The 17,019-nt window shown below is 72.3% G+C and carries 17 protein-coding genes; 14 read left to right on the top strand and 3 right to left on the bottom strand.

Annotated features, from left to right (window positions below):
- Nucleotides 1-51 precede the first annotated feature (51 nt).
- Entirely contained in the window at nucleotides 52-1,251 is a 1,200-nt protein-coding gene (locus tag IRX98_RS02035; protein WP_224273473.1) for a thiolase family protein, read from the top strand.
- A gap of 58 nt (nucleotides 1,252-1,309) precedes the next feature.
- Entirely contained in the window at nucleotides 1,310-2,323 is a 1,014-nt protein-coding gene (locus tag IRX98_RS02030) for an NADPH:quinone reductase (RefSeq protein ID WP_224273472.1), read from the top strand.
- Here the strand turns inward: IRX98_RS02030 and IRX98_RS02025 are convergent, their stop codons facing one another.
- The gene (locus tag IRX98_RS02025; protein WP_224273471.1) at nucleotides 2,324-3,529 is read right to left on the bottom strand and encodes an ROK family transcriptional regulator; all 1,206 of its coding nucleotides are present in this window, start codon (nucleotides 3,527-3,529) and stop codon (nucleotides 2,324-2,326) included.
- Nucleotides 3,530-3,621: 92 nt separating this feature from the next.
- Here IRX98_RS02025 and zwf point away from each other — a divergent pair, with 92 nt between their 5' ends.
- From zwf to IRX98_RS01990, 7 genes are all read left to right on the top strand, one after another.
- A complete protein-coding gene (gene zwf, locus IRX98_RS02020; RefSeq protein WP_224273470.1) occupies nucleotides 3,622-5,100 on the top strand; it encodes a glucose-6-phosphate dehydrogenase in 1,479 nt (492 codons plus the stop codon).
- Complete coding sequence (gene edd / locus IRX98_RS02015) at nucleotides 5,097-6,980, top strand: phosphogluconate dehydratase (RefSeq protein ID WP_224273469.1); 1,884 nt, start codon at nucleotides 5,097-5,099, stop codon at nucleotides 6,978-6,980. Before zwf ends, edd begins: the two co-directional genes overlap by 4 nt.
- Complete coding sequence (gene eda / locus IRX98_RS02010; RefSeq protein WP_224273468.1) at nucleotides 6,964-7,608, top strand: bifunctional 4-hydroxy-2-oxoglutarate aldolase/2-dehydro-3-deoxy-phosphogluconate aldolase; 645 nt, start codon at nucleotides 6,964-6,966, stop codon at nucleotides 7,606-7,608. The genes edd and eda overlap by 17 nt, the downstream gene beginning before the upstream one ends.
- A gap of 11 nt (nucleotides 7,609-7,619) precedes the next feature.
- On the top strand, nucleotides 7,620-8,624 hold the full coding sequence (locus tag IRX98_RS02005) for an aldo/keto reductase (protein WP_224273467.1): 1,005 nt from the start codon (nucleotides 7,620-7,622) through the stop codon (nucleotides 8,622-8,624).
- A 36-nt stretch (nucleotides 8,625-8,660) separates the two neighbouring features.
- Nucleotides 8,661-9,227: an ankyrin repeat domain-containing protein gene (locus tag IRX98_RS02000; protein ID WP_224273466.1), complete on the top strand. Its 567-nt coding sequence runs from the start codon at nucleotides 8,661-8,663 to the stop codon at nucleotides 9,225-9,227.
- Nucleotides 9,228-9,297: 70 nt separating this feature from the next.
- On the top strand, nucleotides 9,298-10,311 hold the full coding sequence (locus IRX98_RS01995; RefSeq protein ID WP_224273465.1) for an App1 family protein phosphatidate phosphatase: 1,014 nt from the start codon (nucleotides 9,298-9,300) through the stop codon (nucleotides 10,309-10,311).
- Between the two features lie 11 nt (nucleotides 10,312-10,322).
- Entirely contained in the window at nucleotides 10,323-10,991 is a 669-nt protein-coding gene (locus tag IRX98_RS01990) for a Type 1 glutamine amidotransferase-like domain-containing protein (protein ID WP_224273464.1), read from the top strand.
- Here IRX98_RS01990 and IRX98_RS01985 read toward each other — a convergent pair.
- A complete protein-coding gene (locus IRX98_RS01985; RefSeq protein ID WP_224273463.1) occupies nucleotides 10,970-12,391 on the bottom strand; it encodes a hypothetical protein in 1,422 nt (473 codons plus the stop codon). The genes IRX98_RS01990 and IRX98_RS01985 overlap by 22 nt on opposite strands.
- An 88-nt stretch (nucleotides 12,392-12,479) precedes the next feature.
- Between IRX98_RS01985 and IRX98_RS01980 the strand changes: the two genes are divergently transcribed.
- The 3 genes from IRX98_RS01980 (at nucleotide 12,480) to IRX98_RS01970 (ending at nucleotide 15,370) form a co-directional block, all read left to right on the top strand.
- Complete coding sequence (locus IRX98_RS01980; RefSeq protein ID WP_224273462.1) at nucleotides 12,480-13,520, top strand: aldose epimerase family protein; 1,041 nt, start codon at nucleotides 12,480-12,482, stop codon at nucleotides 13,518-13,520.
- A gap of 53 nt (nucleotides 13,521-13,573) precedes the next feature.
- Complete coding sequence (locus IRX98_RS01975; RefSeq protein ID WP_224273460.1) at nucleotides 13,574-14,557, top strand: hypothetical protein; 984 nt, start codon at nucleotides 13,574-13,576, stop codon at nucleotides 14,555-14,557.
- A gap of 132 nt (nucleotides 14,558-14,689) precedes the next feature.
- Nucleotides 14,690-15,370, top strand: a complete 681-nt coding sequence (locus IRX98_RS01970) for a GAF and ANTAR domain-containing protein (protein ID WP_224273459.1) — start codon at nucleotides 14,690-14,692, stop codon at nucleotides 15,368-15,370.
- 18 nt (nucleotides 15,371-15,388) lie between these two features.
- Here the strand turns inward: IRX98_RS01970 and IRX98_RS01965 are convergent, their stop codons facing one another.
- Nucleotides 15,389-15,829: an SRPBCC family protein gene (locus IRX98_RS01965; RefSeq protein WP_224273458.1), complete on the bottom strand. Its 441-nt coding sequence runs from the start codon at nucleotides 15,827-15,829 to the stop codon at nucleotides 15,389-15,391.
- Between the two features lie 70 nt (nucleotides 15,830-15,899).
- Between IRX98_RS01965 and IRX98_RS01960 the strand changes: the two genes are divergently transcribed.
- Together IRX98_RS01960 and IRX98_RS01955 are read left to right on the top strand one after the other, a co-directional pair.
- Nucleotides 15,900-16,373 (top strand): PPOX class F420-dependent oxidoreductase, encoded by a 474-nt coding sequence (locus IRX98_RS01960; protein WP_224273457.1) that lies wholly within the window; start codon nucleotides 15,900-15,902, stop codon nucleotides 16,371-16,373.
- Between the two features lie 5 nt (nucleotides 16,374-16,378).
- The gene (locus IRX98_RS01955; protein WP_224273456.1) at nucleotides 16,379-16,969 is read left to right on the top strand and encodes a rhomboid family intramembrane serine protease; all 591 of its coding nucleotides are present in this window, start codon (nucleotides 16,379-16,381) and stop codon (nucleotides 16,967-16,969) included.
- Nucleotides 16,970-17,019 lie beyond the last annotated feature (50 nt).

Here is a 17,019-nt window from a genome sequence, read left to right as displayed (position 1 = left end):
CTGTCGACCTGCGTCACACTCGGGTGTGCACGACGAGGAGAGGGAGACCCCATGACCGACTGCTACGTCTACGCCGCGGTCCGTACGCCGTTCGGCCGCTTCGGCGGTGCCCTCGCCGGGGTGCGCCCCGACGACCTGGCCGCGACCGCGCTGTCCGGCGTGCTGGACCGCGCGCCGGCCCTCGACCCGTCGCAGGTCGGCGACGTGGTCTGGGGCAACGCCAACGGTGCCGGCGAGGACAACCGCAACGTCGGCCGGATGGCCGTGCTGCTGGCCGGGCTGCCCACCTCGGTGCCCGCCACCACGGTCAACCGGCTGTGCGGGTCCTCGCTCGACGCCGTGATGATCGGGTCGCGGACCGTCGAGACCGGGGACGCCGACGTGGTCGTCGCGGGCGGTGTGGAGTCGATGAGTCGCGCGCCGTGGGTGCTGCCCAAGCCGTCCCGAGCGTTCCCCGCCGGTGATGTCACCGCCGTGTCCACGACGCTGGGCTGGCGACTGGTCAACGAGCGGATGCCGGCCGAGTGGACCGTGTCGCTGGGCGAGGCCAACGAGGCGCTCGCCGACCAGCACGACGTGTCGCGCCAGCGCCAGGACAGCTACGCCGCCGCGAGCCACGCGAAGGCGACCGCCGCCTGGGGCTCCGGCTTCTACGACCAGCTCGTCGTGCCGGTCCCCGGCGTCGACCTCGCCCGTGACGAGGGCATCCGCGACGGTGCGAGCCCCGAGTCCCTCGGCGGCCTCCGACCAGCCTTCCGGCCCGACGGCACCATCACCGCGGGCAACGCCTCGCCGCTGAGCGACGGAGCCGCGGCCGTGCTGCTCGGCTCGGCGGCCGCAGCCGACCGGATCGGGACCGCGCCGCTGGCACGGGTCGCCGGGCGGGCGGCGTACGCCCTGGACCCGCAGCAGTTCGGCTACGCGCCCGTCGAGGCGGCCACCATGGCGCTAGAGCACGCCGGCGTCGCGTGGTCGCAGGTAGGGGCCGTCGAGCTCAACGAGGCCTTCGCCGTGCAGAGCCTGGTGTGCGTCGACGCGTGGCTGGCCCGTGGCCTCCCTGCGCCCGAGGTGGTCAACGCGCGCGGTGGAGCCATCGCGATCGGCCACCCGCTGGGCGCCTCCGGCGCCCGGGTCGTGGGGACCCTGGTGGCCAGGATGCGCGAGGAGAACGTGCGGTGGGGCGTCGCCGCCATCTGCATCGGTGTCGGGCAGGGCCTCGCCGTCGTGCTGGAGAACCCGGAGGCGGCATAGTCCGGCGCCCGCCGGTGTTGGGCTCCTCGAACGACGATCCCCCGAGGAAGGACACCTGATGCGTGCAGTGGTCTACACCGAGAGCGGCGACTCCTCCGTGCTGGAGCTGGTCGAGCGCGAGGCGCCGGAGCCCGGACCGGGTGAGGTGCGGGTGCGGATCGTCCGCGCCGGCGTGAACCCGACCGACTGGAAGTTCCGCGCAGGGGGCATGGGCGAGCTCGCCTTCCCCGAGATCGTCCCCGGCCAGGACGGCGCCGGCGACGTCGACGCCGTCGGCCCCGGCGTCACCGACCTCGCGGTCGGCGACCGGGTCTGGACGATGCTCGCCCAGCACACCCGCCCGGGCGGCACGGCGCAGGAGCTCGTGGTCCTCCCGGTGGCCAACGTGGAGAAGCTGCCCGACGCGGCGTCGTACGACCTGGGCGCCTCGCTCGGCGTGCCCGCGGTCACCGCGCACCGGGCCCTCACCACCTCCGAGGACGGACCGGACCGGCTCGCCCCCGGCGCGCTGGCCGGGACGACGGTGCTCGTCGCGGGTGGCGCCGGCGCGGTCGGCAACGCCGCGATCCAGCTCGCTCGCTGGGCCGGTGCGACCGTGATCAGCACGGTGAGCAGCGACGAGAAGGCGGCCCTCGCGCGGGCCGCGGGGGCGCAGCACGTCGTGAACTACCGCGACGGCGACACCGCCGCGGCGATCCGCGACCTCGCGCCCGAGGGCGTCGACCTCGTCGTCGAGGTGGCTCCGGCGCAGAACCTCCGCCTCGACCTCGGCGTGATCAGGCCGCGCGCCACGATCGCGATCTACGCCAACAACGGCGGCGACGAGGTGACGCTCAGCGTGCGCGAGACCTTCTCCACCAACGCACGCTTCCAGTGGGTGCTGCTCTACACCGTGGGCCAGGAAGCGCTGCGTGCGGCGGCGGAGGACGTCAGCGCCGCGGTCGCCGACGGGGCGTACGGCGTCGGCGACGAGCACGGCCTGCCGCTGCACCACTACCCGCTCGAGCGGACCGCCGAGGCGCACGCGGCCGTCGAGGACGGCGCGGTGGGCAAGGTGCTGATCAGCCTCTGATCACGCCCTGAGCGCCGCGTCGACCGCGGCGGGGGAGAGCACAGCGTCGAGAGCGAGCTGGGCACAGCCGACGAGCCCGGCGCCCTCGCCGTGGGCGGCGGGCACGACCTGGAGGTCGCGCCCGGCCAGGGCGGTGGTGCTCCCGAAGAGGCCCTCGCGCAGGCCGGCGGCGAACATGTCGAAGGCACCCGCCATGTCCCCACCGACGGCGACGACGCGCGGGTTGGTGACGATGACGAGGGCGGCGAGGGCCTCGCCGATGTGACGGCCCGACTCGCGCACGACCGAGCGGGCGCCGCTGTCGCCCTGCACCGCCTGGGCGACGAGGTCGCGCACGTGGTGCACCTCGTGCCCGCCTGTCCGCAGCCGCTCGACGAGCGCCCACCCGCCGGCGACGGTCTCCAGGCAACCGACGTCGCCGCAGCGGCACGGCAGCCCGGCGCCGGCCGCGACCTTGACGTGCCCGAGCTGGCCGGCCGCGCCGCGGTGGCCGCGCCAGATCCGGCCGTCGGCGACCATGCCGACGCCGATGCCGGTCGAGGCCTTGAGGACGAGGGCGTCGTCGCGCTCGCGCAGGGTGGTGGGCTCCACGCGCAGCTGCGAGAGCGCCATGACGTTGCAGTCGGTGTCGATGGCGACCGGCGCGGAGGTGACCTGCCGGACCCAGGGGGCGAGGTCGACGCCGTCCCAGCCGACGAGGGCGGGGGACTCGACGCTCATCACTTGAGCGGGGTCGACGACACCGGCCAGCGACATGCCGACTCCCTTGACCTCGGCGGCGGAGCGACCGAGGTCGGCGAGCATCTCGCGCAGGTGGTCGACCACCACCGGCATCACCGTCTCGGGGCCGGCTCCCACCTCCTGCTCGTGGCTGACCTGGGCGAGCACGGTGCCGTGCAGGTCGCACACCGCCACCTGCGAGCGGCTGCGCCCGAGCGCGACGGCCAGCACGAGCCCGGCGTCGGCGTTGAAGACCAGGGTGCTGGCGGGCCGTCCGCCCGTGGCGGACTCCTGGGCCCCCTCGATGACGAGGCCGGCGCGCTCGAGCGAGGCCAGGCGCGCGCTCACCGCCGTACGGGACAGCCCGGTGATCCGGCCGAGCGCCCCGCGCGTCGAGGCGCGACCGGAGCGGATGAGGGCGAGGACGTCGCCCGCGCCGACGGACTGCGCCGGGGAGGGGGTGGGGGCGGTCGACGAGCTGGACATGGTGCGGTGATTGTGGCACCCGCGTCAAATAAGTCTTGAAAACACGGAAGTTCTGTTGCGCGAGGACCTAATCGGTCCGTACCGTCCTCGCCATGGCCTTCCCCTCGCCCGTCGAGCCCTGTGACTTCACGGTCTTCGGTGGCACCGGCGACCTCGCGCTGCGCAAGCTGCTGCCCGCCCTCTACCTCCGCGACCGCGACGGCCAGCTCCCCGACGGCTTCCGCGTCATCGGCGTCTCGCGCCACACCGCCGACGACGACGCCTACCGCGCGATGGTCCGCGACGCCCTCGCCCAGCACGTCAGCCCCGAGGACCTCGACGACGACGTGGTCGCCCGGCTCCTCGGCCGCCTGCACCACGTCGAGCTCGACATCGAGGACGTCGGCGCGTGGCACCTGCTGCACGCGCGGCTCAAGGACGGTGCCGCCAGCGAGGACGTGATCCGCGTCTTCTACCTCGCCGTCGCGCCCGGCCTCTTCGGCACGATCTGCGAGCACCTCGACGAGGTGGGCCTGGCGAGCGAGCGCTCGCGCGTCGTGCTGGAGAAGCCGATGGGCTCCGACCTCGCCACCGCGCGCCGCGTCAACGAGGCCGTCGGCCGGGTCTTCGACGAGTCCAACATCTTCCGCATCGACCACTACCTCGGCAAGGAGAGCGTGCAGAACCTGCTCGTCACGCGCTTCGCCAACACCTTCCTCGAGCCGCTGTGGAACAGCCACTGGGTCGACCACGTGCAGATCACGGCAGCCGAGTCGCTGGGCGTGGGCGAGCGCGGCTCCTACTACGACCGCTCCGGCGCGCTGCGCGACATGGTGCAGAACCACCTCCTCCAGTTGCTCTGCCTCGTGGCGATGGAGCCGCCGACCTACGTCGACCGCGAGACCGTGCGCGACGAGAAGCTCAAGGTGCTCCAGGCGCTGCGCCCGATGACGCCCGAGCTGGTCGACCGCGACGTCGTCGCCGGGCAGTACGCCGCCGGGCTCTGCGACGGCGCGCCCGCGAAGGCGTACGTCGACGAGGTGGGGCACGCCTCCGACACCGAGACCTTCGTGGCGCTGCGCACCGAGGTGCAGAACTGGCGCTGGGCCGGGGTGCCGTTCTACCTGCGCACCGGCAAGCGGCTGCCCGAGCGGGTCTCGGAGATCGTGGTCGTCTTCAAGGAGCCGCCGCACGCGATGTTCCCGCACAGCGAGGGCCCGACCGAGCCCAACCGGCTGCACATCCGGGTCCAGCCCGACGAGGGCATGCGCCTGCACATGACCGCCAAGGAGCCCGGTCCCGGCGGCATCCGGCTGCGGCCGGTCTCGCTCGACCTCAGCTACGCCGCGGCCTTCGGCGCCCGCTCGCCGGACGCCTACGAGCGGCTGCTGATGGACGTCGTGCGCGGCAACCCGACCCTCTTCATGCGCCGCGACGAGGTCGAGGCGGCGTGGACCTGGGTCGCCCCGATCCTCGACCGCTGGTCGCAGCCCACCCACCGACCCCGGCGCTACCCCGCGGGCACCAACGGCCCCGTCGCCGCCACGACGCTCCTCGAGCGCGACGGCCGAACCTGGCAGGAGACAGAATGAGCACCCCCAGCAAGCCCGGCATCCACCCCGTGGTGGCCGAGGTCACCGACCGCATCGTCCGCCGCAGCGCCGGCACCCGTACGGCGTACCTCGCGCGCGTCGACGCCGCGATTGGCACCGGCCCGGCCCGCGGCAAGCTGGCCTGCGCCAACCTCGCCCACGGCTTCGCCGCCGCCGAGGAGCCGGTGAAGTCCGGCCTGAAGTCCGGGCGCAAGCCCAACGTCGCGATCGTGTCGTCCTACAACGACATGCTGTCGGCGCACCAGCCCTTCCGCGACGTGCCGGAGGTGCTGAAGAAGTCGATCATCCGCGCCGGTGGCCTCGCGCAGTTCGCGGGCGGCGTGCCCGCGATGTGCGACGGCATCACCCAGGGCCGCGCCGGCATGGAGCTCTCGCTCTTCAGCCGCGACCTGATCGCGATGTCCACCGCGGTCGCGCTCTCGCACGACATGTTCGACGCCGCGATGATGCTCGGCGTCTGCGACAAGATCGTGCCGGGCCTGCTCATCGGGGCGCTCTCCTTCGGTCACCTGCCGACCGTGTTCGTACCCGCCGGCCCGATGCCCTCGGGCCTGCCCAACGGCGAGAAGGCGCGCGTGCGCCAGCTCTACGCCGAGGGCAAGGTCGGTCGCGAGGAGCTGCTCGAGGCCGAGTCGGCGTCCTACCACTCCGCCGGCACGTGCACCTTCTACGGCACCGCCAACAGCAACCAGATGCTGATGGAGGTCATGGGCCTGCACCTGCCCGACGCGACCTTCGCCAACCCCGGGACCCCGCTGCGCGAGGCCCTGACCCGCGCCGCGGGGGAGCGCGCGGTGGCCATCACGGCGGCCGGCGGTGAGCCGACGCCCGTCGGGCACCTGGTCGACGAGAAGGCGATCGTCAACGCGTGCGTGGCGCTGCTCGCCACCGGCGGCTCGACCAACCACACGATGCACCTCGTCGCGATCGCCGCGGCGGCCGGCATCTCCCTGACCTGGGACGACCTGTCCGACCTGTCGGCCGCGGTGCCGCTGCTGACCCGGATCTACCCCAACGGCAGCGCCGACATCAACCACTTCGTCGCCGCCGGCGGTACGCCGTTCCTCGTGCACACGCTGCTCAAGCACGGCTACCTCCACGACGACGTACGCACCGTGTCCGGCCGCGGCCTGTGGCGCCACACCCACGAGGCGCGCCTCGACGGGGCCGGCGTGACGTGGGAGGAGGGCCCGAAGCGCTCGCTCGACACCGACGTCCTGCGCGGTGCCGAGGACTCCTTCGCCCCCGACGGCGGGCTGCGGATGCTCTCGGGTCGCCTCGGTCGCGCCGTGGTCAAGACCTCCGCGGTCAAGCCCGAGCACCGCGTGGTCACCGCGCCGGCGATGGTCTTCGACGACCAGGCCGAGTTCCTCGCCGCCTTCGCCGAGGGCCGCCTCGACGGGCGCGACCTCGTCGCCGTCGTGCGCTACCAAGGCCCGGCCGCCAACGGCATGCCCGAGCTGCACAAGCTGATGCCGGCGCTCGGGGTGCTCCAGGACCGCGGCCAGCGCGTCGCGATCGTCACCGACGGCCGGATGTCGGGAGCCTCCGGCAAGGTCACCGCGGCCATCCACGTCACCCCGGAGGCCGCCCTCGGCGGCCCGATCGCCCGGGTCCGCGACGGTGACCTGCTGACCGTCGACGCCGAGACGGGCGTGCTGGAGGTCGCCCTCTCCGACGCCGACCTCGACCGCCGCGAGACCACCGGTCGCGCGCCCCACGACGTCGAGTGGGCCGGCACGGGCCGCGAGCTGTTCTCCGGCTTCCGCGCCATCGTCGGCACCGCCGAGACCGGCGCCAGCGTGATCCGACCCCTGCCCGCCCCCTCGGAGGAGGCCGCCCTTGCCCAGCACGTCTGAGCCCTCGCTGCTGTCGTTGGTCCCCGTGGTGCCGGTCGTCGTGCTCGACCACCTCGACCACGCGGTGCCGGTCGCGCGCGCCCTCGTCGCCGGCGGCCTGCCGGTCATCGAGCTCACCCTGCGCACCCCGGTCGCGCTGGACGCGATCGCGGCCATCGCCGCCGAGGTCCCAGAGATCCTCGTCGGCGCCGGCACCATCACCTCCCCAGAGCTCGTGGGTCGAGCGGTCGAGGCGGGGGCGCAGTTCCTCGTCTCGCCCGGCACCACGCCGTCGCTGCTGCAGGAGATGGCGGGCTCGGGTGTCCCGTTCCTCCCCGGCACCGCCACCGTGTCCGAGGCGATGACCGTGCTCGAGGCCGGCTTCACGGAGATGAAGTTCTTCCCCGCCGAGGCCTCGGGTGGAGCGGCGTACCTGAAGTCCCTGGCCTCGCCACTGCCGGCGGCCCGCTTCTGCCCGACCGGAGGGATCACCGCGGCCACCGCGGCGTCGTACCTCTCGCTGCCGAACGTCGGCTGCGTCGGCGGCTCGTGGCTGACGCCGGCGGACGCGCTCGCCGCCCGCGACTGGGACCGTGTGGCCGCGCTCGCGGCGGAGGCCGCGCTGACCGGGTCTCCCGGGGGTCTGTGACACTGACGGACATGTCTTCGATGGAGCACCGCACCCTGGGAAGGACCGGCCGCGAGGTCTCGGTCGTCGGACTCGGCACCTGGCAGCTCGGCGCCGACTGGGGCGACGTGACCGAGGCGGACGCGATGGCGGTCCTCGAGGCGTCCGCCGAGGCGGGCGTGACGTTCTACGACACCGCCGACGTCTACGGCGACGGCCGCAGCGAGCAGCTCGTGGGCCGCTTCGTCGCGGCCCACCCCGACGCCGGCTTCACCGTCGCCACCAAGATGGGCCGGCGGATGGACCAGGTGCCGGCCAACTACGTCGAGTCCAACTTCCGCGCCTGGCTGGACCGCTCGCGCAAGAACCTCGGCGTCGACACGATCGACCTCGTGCAGCTGCACTGCCCGCCGAGCGAGGTCATCGACGACGACGCGACGTACGACGTGCTGGACACGCTCGTCGACGAGGGCGTCATCGCGTCCTACGGCGTCAGCGTCGAGACCTGCGCCCAGGCGCTCAGCGCGATCGCCCGCCCCAACGTCGCCAGCATCCAGATCATCCTCAACGCCTTCCGGATGAAGCCGCTCGACGAGGTGCTGCCGGCCGCAGAGGCTGCCGGCGTCGGCATCATCGCCCGCGTGCCGCTGGCCTCGGGCCTGCTGTCGGGCAAGTACGACCTCGACACGACCTTCGCTGCGGACGACCACCGCACCTACAACCGCGACGGCAGCGCCTTCGACGTCGGCGAGACCTTCTCGGGCGTCGACTACGCCACGGGCGTCGAGGCGGCGCGGGAGTTCTCCTCCCTCGTCTCGTCCGCCGGCCTCTCCGACGTCACGCCGGCGCAGGCCGCCATCGCGTGGATCTGGCAGCAGCCCGGTGTCTCGACGGTGATCCCGGGGGCGCGCAACGTCTCGCAGGCCTCCGCCAACGCGGCCGCCGGGTCCGTGGGTGCGCTGCCTGCCTCGTTCCTCGAGGGTGTGGCCGGGCTCTACGACCGGAAGATCCGGGAGCAGGTGCACGGGCGCTGGTGAGAGGTAGGTCGGATGACTCCGGGACGCACTGACCGCATGGCGCTGTTCAACCGCAAGAAGCCGCGCGACACGAGCGCGCTGCACGCGGCCCTGACGCGGGGCACCCTCGACCACTTCGAGACGGTCTACGAACCGGCGTGGGTTCACTACCGGTACGAGCACGACACTCTCCTGACGCTCGCCCTCACCAACGCCGACTCTCCGTCCAGGGTCGCGATCTGCAACCGCCTCCTCGACGACGGCGCCGACGTGCGTGAAGCCACGCCCCTGCACCGCTTCCTCGCACGCAACCAGCACGACTTCACCGCAGAGGCCCCGCTGTTGCAGCGCCTCCTCGACGCCGGAGCGGATGTCAACGAGGTCGACTCCAAGGTCGGCACCCCGCTGGAGACCCTTGCGGGGAAGTTCAAGTTCAGCGACGTCGAGCTCGGTCCGTTCTACGACGTCCTCCTTGCTCGCCCCGACCTCGACCTCCTGCAGGTGAGCATCTTCGGACGAACGGTGTTGGGGAACCTGCGGAAATGGTCGGGCGGGCGTGGTGAGCTCGTCGTTCGTGCCGAGCAGACCCTCGCCGACCGCGGCATCCCCGTCCCACCCCCATAGCAGGAGCACTCACCCCGAATGAGGGCGATGCGCGCACGTCGAACTCCTCGAAAGTGCATACGGTGACCCCATGAACCTCCACCGCTTGGTCGTGGCCGCCGAGCGCGCGTGGGACGGCGCGCGCGGTCGGGAGCCGAAGACCCCCGAGCACTTCAGGATCGAGTGCTACATCGGCCACGGCGGTCCGGCCGGCACGATCGTGCGCGGACGGGTGCTCGACAACCCGCTGGAGAAGGAGGTCGAGGAGGGTGAGGACGTCGGCGCGGCAGTGCGGCGTACGGTCGGCAACTTCCTCACCAACGAGCTACCCGGGGTGCCGCTGCGGGTCACAGTGGGCGGGACGAGCCGCGAGACCGTCACCGACGGCGAGGGCTACTTCCTCCTCCGCATCCCTACGACGCCGGAGTCGCTCGATAGCCCGTGGACCCAGGGGCTCGTCGAGCTCAGTGGCGACTACCGCGGGGTGACGCGTCCGCAGACGGCGCAGATCGAGGTGCGCGTCCCGGACGCGACCGCGCAGTTCGGGATCGTCTCGGACGTCGACGACACGATCCTGATGACCGGCGTGCAGCGCGTGCGGCAGATGGTCGTCCAGACCTTCACCGGGTCCTCGCTCACCCGGACGGCGTTCCCCGGTGTGGTGGAGCTCTACCGCGACCTCGCAGTCGGCGTGAACCCGGTCTTCTACATCTCCTCGAGCCCGTGGAACCTGCACTCGTTCCTGCTCGGGTTCCTGCGCCACCGCGACTTCCCGATCGGACCGGTGCTGCTGCGCGACCTGCTCGGCACCCGCGCCGGGCGCGAGCAGAAGCACCAGCGCATCCGCGAGGTCCTCGACCTCCACCCGGATCTGCGGTTCGTGCTGCTCGGCGACTCCGGGGAGAGGGATCCGGAGATCTACGCCGACATCGTCCGCGAGTACCCCGACCGGATCATCGCGGTCTACATCCGCGAGGTGCGGCTGGACCCTGGCGACGGCCGCGTGGAGAAGGTGTCCGGTGCCTGGGCGTCCGACGTGCCGTTCGTGCTGGCCGCCGACTCCGACGTCGTACGCCAGCACGCAAGGACTCTGGGACTCATCTGAGAGGACACACCATGAAGCTGCTGCTCACCTCCGGTGGCGTGACCAACGCCAGCATCCGCGAGGCCCTCGTCGCCATGATCGGGAAGCCGATCGAGGAGTCGACCGCGCTGTGCATCCCGACCGCGATGTACGGCCACCCGTGGGTGGGGCCGGGGGAGCGGGCCTGGCAGTTCATCAGCGGACAGGCCGAGAACCCGATGGTCGACCTCGGCTGGAAGTCAGTCGGGGTGCTCGAGCTCACCGCGCTGCCCAGTCTCGACGAGGAGCGCTGGGTGCCGCTGGTCCGCGAGACCGACGTCCTCCTGGTGGCCGGCGGCGACGTCCTCTACCTGTGCCACTGGATGCGGGAGTCCGGCCTGACCGAGCTGCTCTCGTCGCTGGACGAGACGGTGTGGGTGGGGCTCAGCGCCGGCAGCATGGTGCTGACCCCCGAGGTCGGGGACGACTTCATCCAGTGGCGACCGCCGTCGGGTGACGACAGCACGCTGGGGCTCCTCGACTTCTCCATCTGTCCGCACCTCGTGCCGGACGGGGGTCCGGGCAACACCATGGCCGAGGCGGAGGAGTGGGCCTCGAAGATCGCCGGACCGGCGTACGTCGTCGACGACCAGACCGCCATCACGGTGGTCGACGGCAACGTCGAGGTCGTGTCAGAGGGTCACTGGAAGCAGCTGAAGTAGAGCTCGACCCCGTCGTCGATCGCCTGGACCATCGACTCGGCCTGGTCGTCGGTCAGCCGGGTGGTGCCGGTGTGGTCGACGAGGAACGCCTGCCGGTGGGGCGTGCGCCAGAGATGCCGTCCCGGTCCGACGACCCGGGTGGTGAGGCCACCGTGGGTCTTGGTGCGGTGGTGCCGCCGGCGCAGGGGGCCAGAGTTGTGGGGGCCGGTCTGCCCGGGTGGCCCGGTGTCATCGTAGGGGACGGCGTGGTCGTAGTCGACGCCGTCGCGGGTGGCGCTGCGCGGGGTCCAGGGGAAGCAGTCGCCGCCGGTCTGCACCCACACGTGGTCCTTGACCGTCTCGGGGTGCTCGTAGGCGTCGACGCGACGGCGGTGCGCGAGGTCGAGGACGGGGGTCACGGTGACGTCCGCGTGGCCGAGGACCTCGCGGAGCTGGCGTACGTCGATGGGGCCGACGCCCTCGATGCGGCCGACGCCGACGCCGGTCCGCAGCGCCTCGTCGGTCACGTGCACGAACAGGCGGCCGCGGCCGCGCAGCTGCGCCAGGCGTCGCGCCGGCATCGTCGTGATCCGGGCGACGGTCTCGGCGAGGTGATCCGACGCCCAGGCCGGGACCTCCCCGGTCGTGGTGTCGGTGTGCTCGAGCAGCAGCTTGAGAAGGTCGAGGGGGCGGGCGAGCCAGCCCATCGCGATCGAGCGGAGCTCGTCGTGGTTGTGGTCGTGGCCCATCGTCGCGGAGAGGATCTCGGCGACGCGCTCCACCATGGCGTCGATCCAGGCCGCGTCGCCGGCGCCGACCCGGGCGATGACGTGGCGGTAGCCGAACTCGTCGGCGCGCGAGAGCGAGACGTAGCGGCGGTGGCGCTCGCGCTCCCGCTCGGCGCGGTGGGTCTCGGGGTCGGCCTCGATGACCTTCGCCCGCGCGAGCTCGAGGACGGTGGACGGCGCGTGCCCGGCGATGGCCCTGGCGACCGCGCGGTCGACGGTGCGGACCTGGTCGTCGAGCAGGGCGCGCGAGAGGACCGCGACCTTGCGCGCCACCCACGGCTCGCACCCGCCCGTCTCGACCACCGCCCACGTCCGGGGCAGGCGGTGGACGAGGTCGAGGCCGTCGGCGATCAGCGCCCGCGTCGTGGCGGGGTGGGTCTCGCGGGCCATGGCCAGCTCGGGGATCGCGTGCTCGCGCACCTCCGGCGTGCCGTCGCCGCCGGGGGACACCATCGGGTCGCGGTCGTCGCGCGGGTGGCCCTGGACCGTCGCCCACCGGATCGCGAGCCGCAGCTCCTCCACCTCCGCCAGGTGGCGCGCTCGCAGCGCGTCGGCAGCCAGCACCAGCACCTGCGTGGCAGGTGCCTCAGCGGCCGCTGCGAGCGGCTCTGGAGCTGGGTGGGAGAAGGACATGTCTCATTCTATCGAACAGGTGTTCGAAGAGCAAGGATTCTGGCAGGCCGGATCCACGTGCGTGCGCGCACTCGACGAGGATGTGACCGTGACCCACGACGTTGTCTTCGGCCAGCTGCCCGACGGGCGTGACGTACGCCTGCTGACCATCGGCTCCGCGCCGGGGACCGAGGTGGAGGTGCTGGCGCTCGGGGCGACCGTCCACCGGCTCCTCGTGACCGGCGGGGACGGTGTACGCCGCAACGTGGTGCTCGGCCACCCCGACCTCGAGGAGCGGCTCGCGAGCGGCGACTACATCGGCGGCACCATCGGGCGCTACGCCAACCGCATCGCCGCCGGCCGGTTCCCGCTCGGCGGGCGCGAGGTCGAGGTCGGCACCCACGACCGCGGCCACAGCCTGCACGGCGGACCCGACGGCTTCGACCTACGCCTCTGGGACGTCGTCGAGCACACCGCCGACTCCGTGACGCTGGCCCTCACCAGCCCCGACGGCGACCAGGGCTTCCCCGGCACGGTGGAGGTGACGGTGCGCTACTCCGTCGTCGGCGACACCGTCCGCGTCGAGATGGGCGCGACCACCGACGCCACCACGGTCGTCAACCTCACCAACCACGCCTACCTCAACCTCGAGGGCGAGGGCGCCGGGACGATCGACGGCCACGAGATGCTCGTCGACGCCGACGACTACACCCCCGTCGACGCCAGCGGCATCCCGCTGGGCGCGCACGAGGCTGTCGCCGGGACGCCGTTCGACCTGCGCGAGCAGCGCGTGCTCGGTCCCGCGATCCGGGCCGAGCACCCGCAGGTCGTCGACGCGAAGGGCATCGACCACAACTACGTCGTGCGCGGCAGCGGGCTGCGCCGCGCTGGCCGGCTGGTCTCGCCGCGCACCGCCACGGCCGTCGAGGTGTGGACCGACCAGCCCGGCCTCCAGGTCTACACCGGCAACTTCCTCGACGGCAGGCGCCGTGGCACCGGCGGCGGTCGCTACCGCCAGGGCGACGGCATCGCGCTCGAGCCGCAGCTCTTCCCCGACTCGCCGAACCGGCCCGAGTGGCCGTCGGCGACGCTCGAGCCGGGAGAGGCGTACGCCGCTGTTCTCGAGTGGCGCTTCGACCCGCAGGGGTGAGCCGGCGAGCCTGCGGAGGTTTGCGACCTAGCCCGCGCTGGGACCATGGCTCCATGGGCTCACGGGGGATGACGCGGTCGACTCTGCGCGCGACGGCGCTGGTCGCCCTCGTGGTCGCCCTGGCCTCCTGCGGCTCCGGCAGTGACGTCGACCTCGACGACGACGCGGCCTGGCGCACCAGCACGGCGCCCGTCGAGACAGCTGGGTTGTCGTGGGCGGTCGGCGCCACCGTGCACCTGTCCGACGGGATCACGGTCGACGCCGGTGAGCCGATCCGCGAGTTCGTGGTCGCCGGCGACGGCGTCTTCTTCGTGCCCGAGGGCGAGGACGAGGCGTTGTTCGAGGAACCGCTCTGGTTCGTCGCGCCCGACGGCGAGCCCGAGGACACCGGCCTCGAGGTGACCCGGGACCACCTCGCCACGTCCCCGGACGGTCGCTACCTCACGGTCCTCGACACCGACACCGACGAGGGCAGCGCCGTGATGCGCATCTTCGACCTCGACACCGGGGAGGCCATCGAGTCCGAGGACGGGATGGACACCTCCGGCATCGACGACCCGGTCAACCGCCTGCTCGAGATGGAGGTCGACCTCCTCGGCATCGACGACGCGCAGCTCACCGCACGCGTCATCGAGGGGGAGTTCGTCTACGACCTCGCCACGGGGGAGGGCACCGAGACCGACGACGTCGAGCCGGCCGATCCGCTGGTCTCGCCCGACGGCGCCTGGCGGATAGACAAGAGCACACCCCTCCGGGAGGTGCTGGTGTCCGAGACCGGCGAGGAGGTGGTGCCCGACGCGGGCGCACGGCGGTGGGGCCTCACGTCGTGGATCGACGACACCACCGTCGTCGGTGCCGCCATCGACGGTCCCGGCACGGGCGGCCAGGTCGGTCCGGACAACTCGCTCGCCATGATGACGTGCACGGTGCCGGATGGCGCGTGCACGACCGTCGAGGGCACCCGGGGCCAGCGGGTGCTGCTGCCCTACGGCACCCGCGGGTCGACCGGCTTCAACCTGACGACGCCGGAGGGGTGAGATGACCGACCCGCTTCCGAGGGCTGGCTCCGGAGTGACGAACTGGTGGCATGTGGTCACAATGTCTCCGGGAGCGCGACCGTCGACCGGTCGCTGAGCAGAGGAGCGGCGTTGTCCGGGGAGCAGACGAAGGTGACCGATTTCGCAGACCTGGCGCAAGCCATGGGAGCGGCCGGGGCCGATCACGACCGCCTGATGCTGGCGGTGGATGCCGCGGTGGAGCTGATCGGGGTGTGCGCCCACGCCGGCGTCACGCTGAACCGGCAGGGCGAGTGCCTCACTCTCGCCGGGTCCAGCGAGGTCCCCTCGATGGCCAACAAGCTGCAGAACGAGACGGCTGAGGGTCCGTGTCACGTCCTGGACCGGGACGAGGAGACGATCATCAGCACCGACCTGCCCCAGGACCAGAGGTGGCCCACGTGGGGCGCGCGGGTCAAGGACGAGCTCGGTATCGGATCGTCGATGTCGCTGCTGATCTTCACCGCGCGCGGCTCCTACGGCACCCTCAGCCTCTACGCCGAGCGCCCCCGGGCGTTCTCGGCCGACGACCTCGCGACCGCACAGGCACTGGCTGGGCACCTCGCGGTGTCGATGGCCGCGAGCCGCGAGATCATGGGGCTCGGAGTGGCGCTGGCCAGCCGGACCGTGATCGGGCAGGCCGAGGGCATCGTGATGGAACGCCTCGGCGTCGACTCCGACCAGGCGCTGGCCTACCTCAAGCGGGTCTCGTCACACACCAACACCAAGCTGGTCGACGTCGCCCTCACGCTGGTGCGCACCCGTCAGCTGCCGGCCGCCGGCGCCCAGTCCTGACGGACCGGGCTCCGGGCCTCAGGCCAGGCGGTTCAGCACCGTGGTCATGTCGTCCTCGGTGTCGCTGCCGATCTTCTCGAAGACGATCTTCATGATCGGGTCGGCCAGCTTGGCCGCGCCCTGCATCTCGATGTTCGCCTCGTAGGTCACCCGGCTGCCCGCGCCGTCGGGGTTCGGCACGACGGTGATGGTGTCGGTGGAGACGGCGCTGTCGTTGCGCCCTACGAGCACGATCGTGTCGGTGGTCAGCTTCTCGAGGGTGTAGTCGAGCTCGGTGCTGACGCCGGCGATCTTCGACGTGTTGTGCCACGTCGAGCCGACCGCGACGGGGCCGGCGTCGGTGCGGGTGCAGGTCTCGGTGCCGGGGTCCCACTCCTCGGCGTTGCTGAAGTCCTTCAGGTAGGCCACCACCACGGCGGGCTCGGGGCGGACGTCGAACGTACGGCTCACAGTGGTCATGCCCTCGACGGTAGGCACGCGGCCGCGCGCGACAAACCGCCCGAAGGGGTGCCGGGCTAGCCTCGGGGACATGGCACCCACCATCGCGACCAACACCGACGTCGGGCTTGAGGAGCTGCTGGACTTCGTCCGGCCACGCCACCACATGGTGCTCGTCACCAAGCGTGCTGACGGGTCCCCGCAGGCCTCGCCGGTCGCCGGCGGCGTCGACGACAGCGGCCGGATCGTCATCGCCACCTACCCGCAGCGCGCGAAGACGAAGAACGCGCGCAAGCGCCCCGAGGTGTCGGTCCTGGTGCTCTCCGACGACTGGGACGACGCCTGGGTGCAGGTCGACGGCGACTGCGAGGTGCTCGACGCCGTCGACGGCGAGGAGGCGCTCGACGGCTTCGTGGAGTACTTCCGCAACATCGCCGGCGAGCACTCGGACTGGGAGGAGTACCGCGCCGCGATGGTCTCCCAGGGCAAGTCCCTGCTGCGCATCACCCCGACCCGCTGGAGCACCGTGTCCACCGGTGGCTTCCCGCCCGAGGTCGCCGGGTGACGGGGATGCAGACCACCGTTCGCGAGCCCGCCTGGAAGGCCGCCGCCCTGCTCACCGGCGGCTTCGTGGTGGTCCTGTGGGTGCTCGAGGTCTTCGACGCCGTGACGGGCAACCCGCTCGACTCCTACGGCGTACGTCCGCGCGACGAGGACGGGCTCGTCGGCGTCGCGGTCGCGCCGATGCTGCACTTCGGCTTCGACCACCTGATCAGCAACACCGTCCCCGTGCTGGTCCTCGGCTTCCTGACGCTGGCGACCGGGATCGGCCGCGGGCTGCTCGCCACGGCCATCATCTGGGTCGTCGGCGGGCTCGGTGTCTGGGTCGTCGCCCAGCCCGGCAGCATCCACGCCGGCGCGTCGATCCTCATCTTCGGCTGGATCGTCTTCCTGGTCGTGCGCGGCCTGCTCAACCGCCGTCCCACCGAGATCCTCATCGGCGTCGCGGTGTTCCTGCTCTACAGCAGCGCGCTGCTCGGCGTGCTGCCCGGGCAGCCGGGTGTCTCGTGGCAGGGGCACCTGTTCGGAGCGATCGGCGGCTTCGTTGCCGCACGGGTCCTCACCACTCGTGCTCGCGGTGAGTCGAGCGTCACGTACTGATCGGTAACAAACCGCGTACACCGCTGTTCGACGGCTCCTAGCCTCCACCC

It is taken from the genome of Nocardioides lacusdianchii (genome assembly GCF_020102855.1).
Lineage (GTDB): Bacteria > Actinomycetota > Actinomycetes > Propionibacteriales > Nocardioidaceae > Nocardioides > Nocardioides lacusdianchii.
This window is presented reverse-complemented; position numbering and strand designations above follow the sequence as displayed.

Coding starts and splice junctions, on each gene's coding strand:
- IRX98_RS01995 (WP_224273465.1), top strand. CDS start 9,298: ATGAACCTCCACCGCTTGGTCGTGGCCGCCGAGCGCGCGTGGGACGGC.
- IRX98_RS01955 (WP_224273456.1), top strand. CDS start 16,379: ATGCAGACCACCGTTCGCGAGCCCGCCTGGAAGGCCGCCGCCCTGCTC.
- IRX98_RS02025 (WP_224273471.1), bottom strand. CDS start 3,529: ATGTCCAGCTCGTCGACCGCCCCCACCCCCTCCCCGGCGCAGTCCGTC.
- IRX98_RS02005 (WP_224273467.1), top strand. CDS start 7,620: ATGTCTTCGATGGAGCACCGCACCCTGGGAAGGACCGGCCGCGAGGTC.
- IRX98_RS02000 (WP_224273466.1), top strand. CDS start 8,661: ATGGCGCTGTTCAACCGCAAGAAGCCGCGCGACACGAGCGCGCTGCAC.
- edd (WP_224273469.1), top strand. CDS start 5,097: ATGAGCACCCCCAGCAAGCCCGGCATCCACCCCGTGGTGGCCGAGGTC.
- IRX98_RS01985 (WP_224273463.1), bottom strand. CDS start 12,391: ATGTCCTTCTCCCACCCAGCTCCAGAGCCGCTCGCAGCGGCCGCTGAG.
- IRX98_RS01960 (WP_224273457.1), top strand. CDS start 15,900: ATGGCACCCACCATCGCGACCAACACCGACGTCGGGCTTGAGGAGCTG.
- IRX98_RS02030 (WP_224273472.1), top strand. CDS start 1,310: ATGCGTGCAGTGGTCTACACCGAGAGCGGCGACTCCTCCGTGCTGGAG.
- zwf (WP_224273470.1), top strand. CDS start 3,622: ATGGCCTTCCCCTCGCCCGTCGAGCCCTGTGACTTCACGGTCTTCGGT.
- IRX98_RS01965 (WP_224273458.1), bottom strand. CDS start 15,829: ATGACCACTGTGAGCCGTACGTTCGACGTCCGCCCCGAGCCCGCCGTG.
- IRX98_RS01975 (WP_224273460.1), top strand. CDS start 13,574: ATGGGCTCACGGGGGATGACGCGGTCGACTCTGCGCGCGACGGCGCTG.
- IRX98_RS02035 (WP_224273473.1), top strand. CDS start 52: ATGACCGACTGCTACGTCTACGCCGCGGTCCGTACGCCGTTCGGCCGC.
- IRX98_RS01990 (WP_224273464.1), top strand. CDS start 10,323: ATGAAGCTGCTGCTCACCTCCGGTGGCGTGACCAACGCCAGCATCCGC.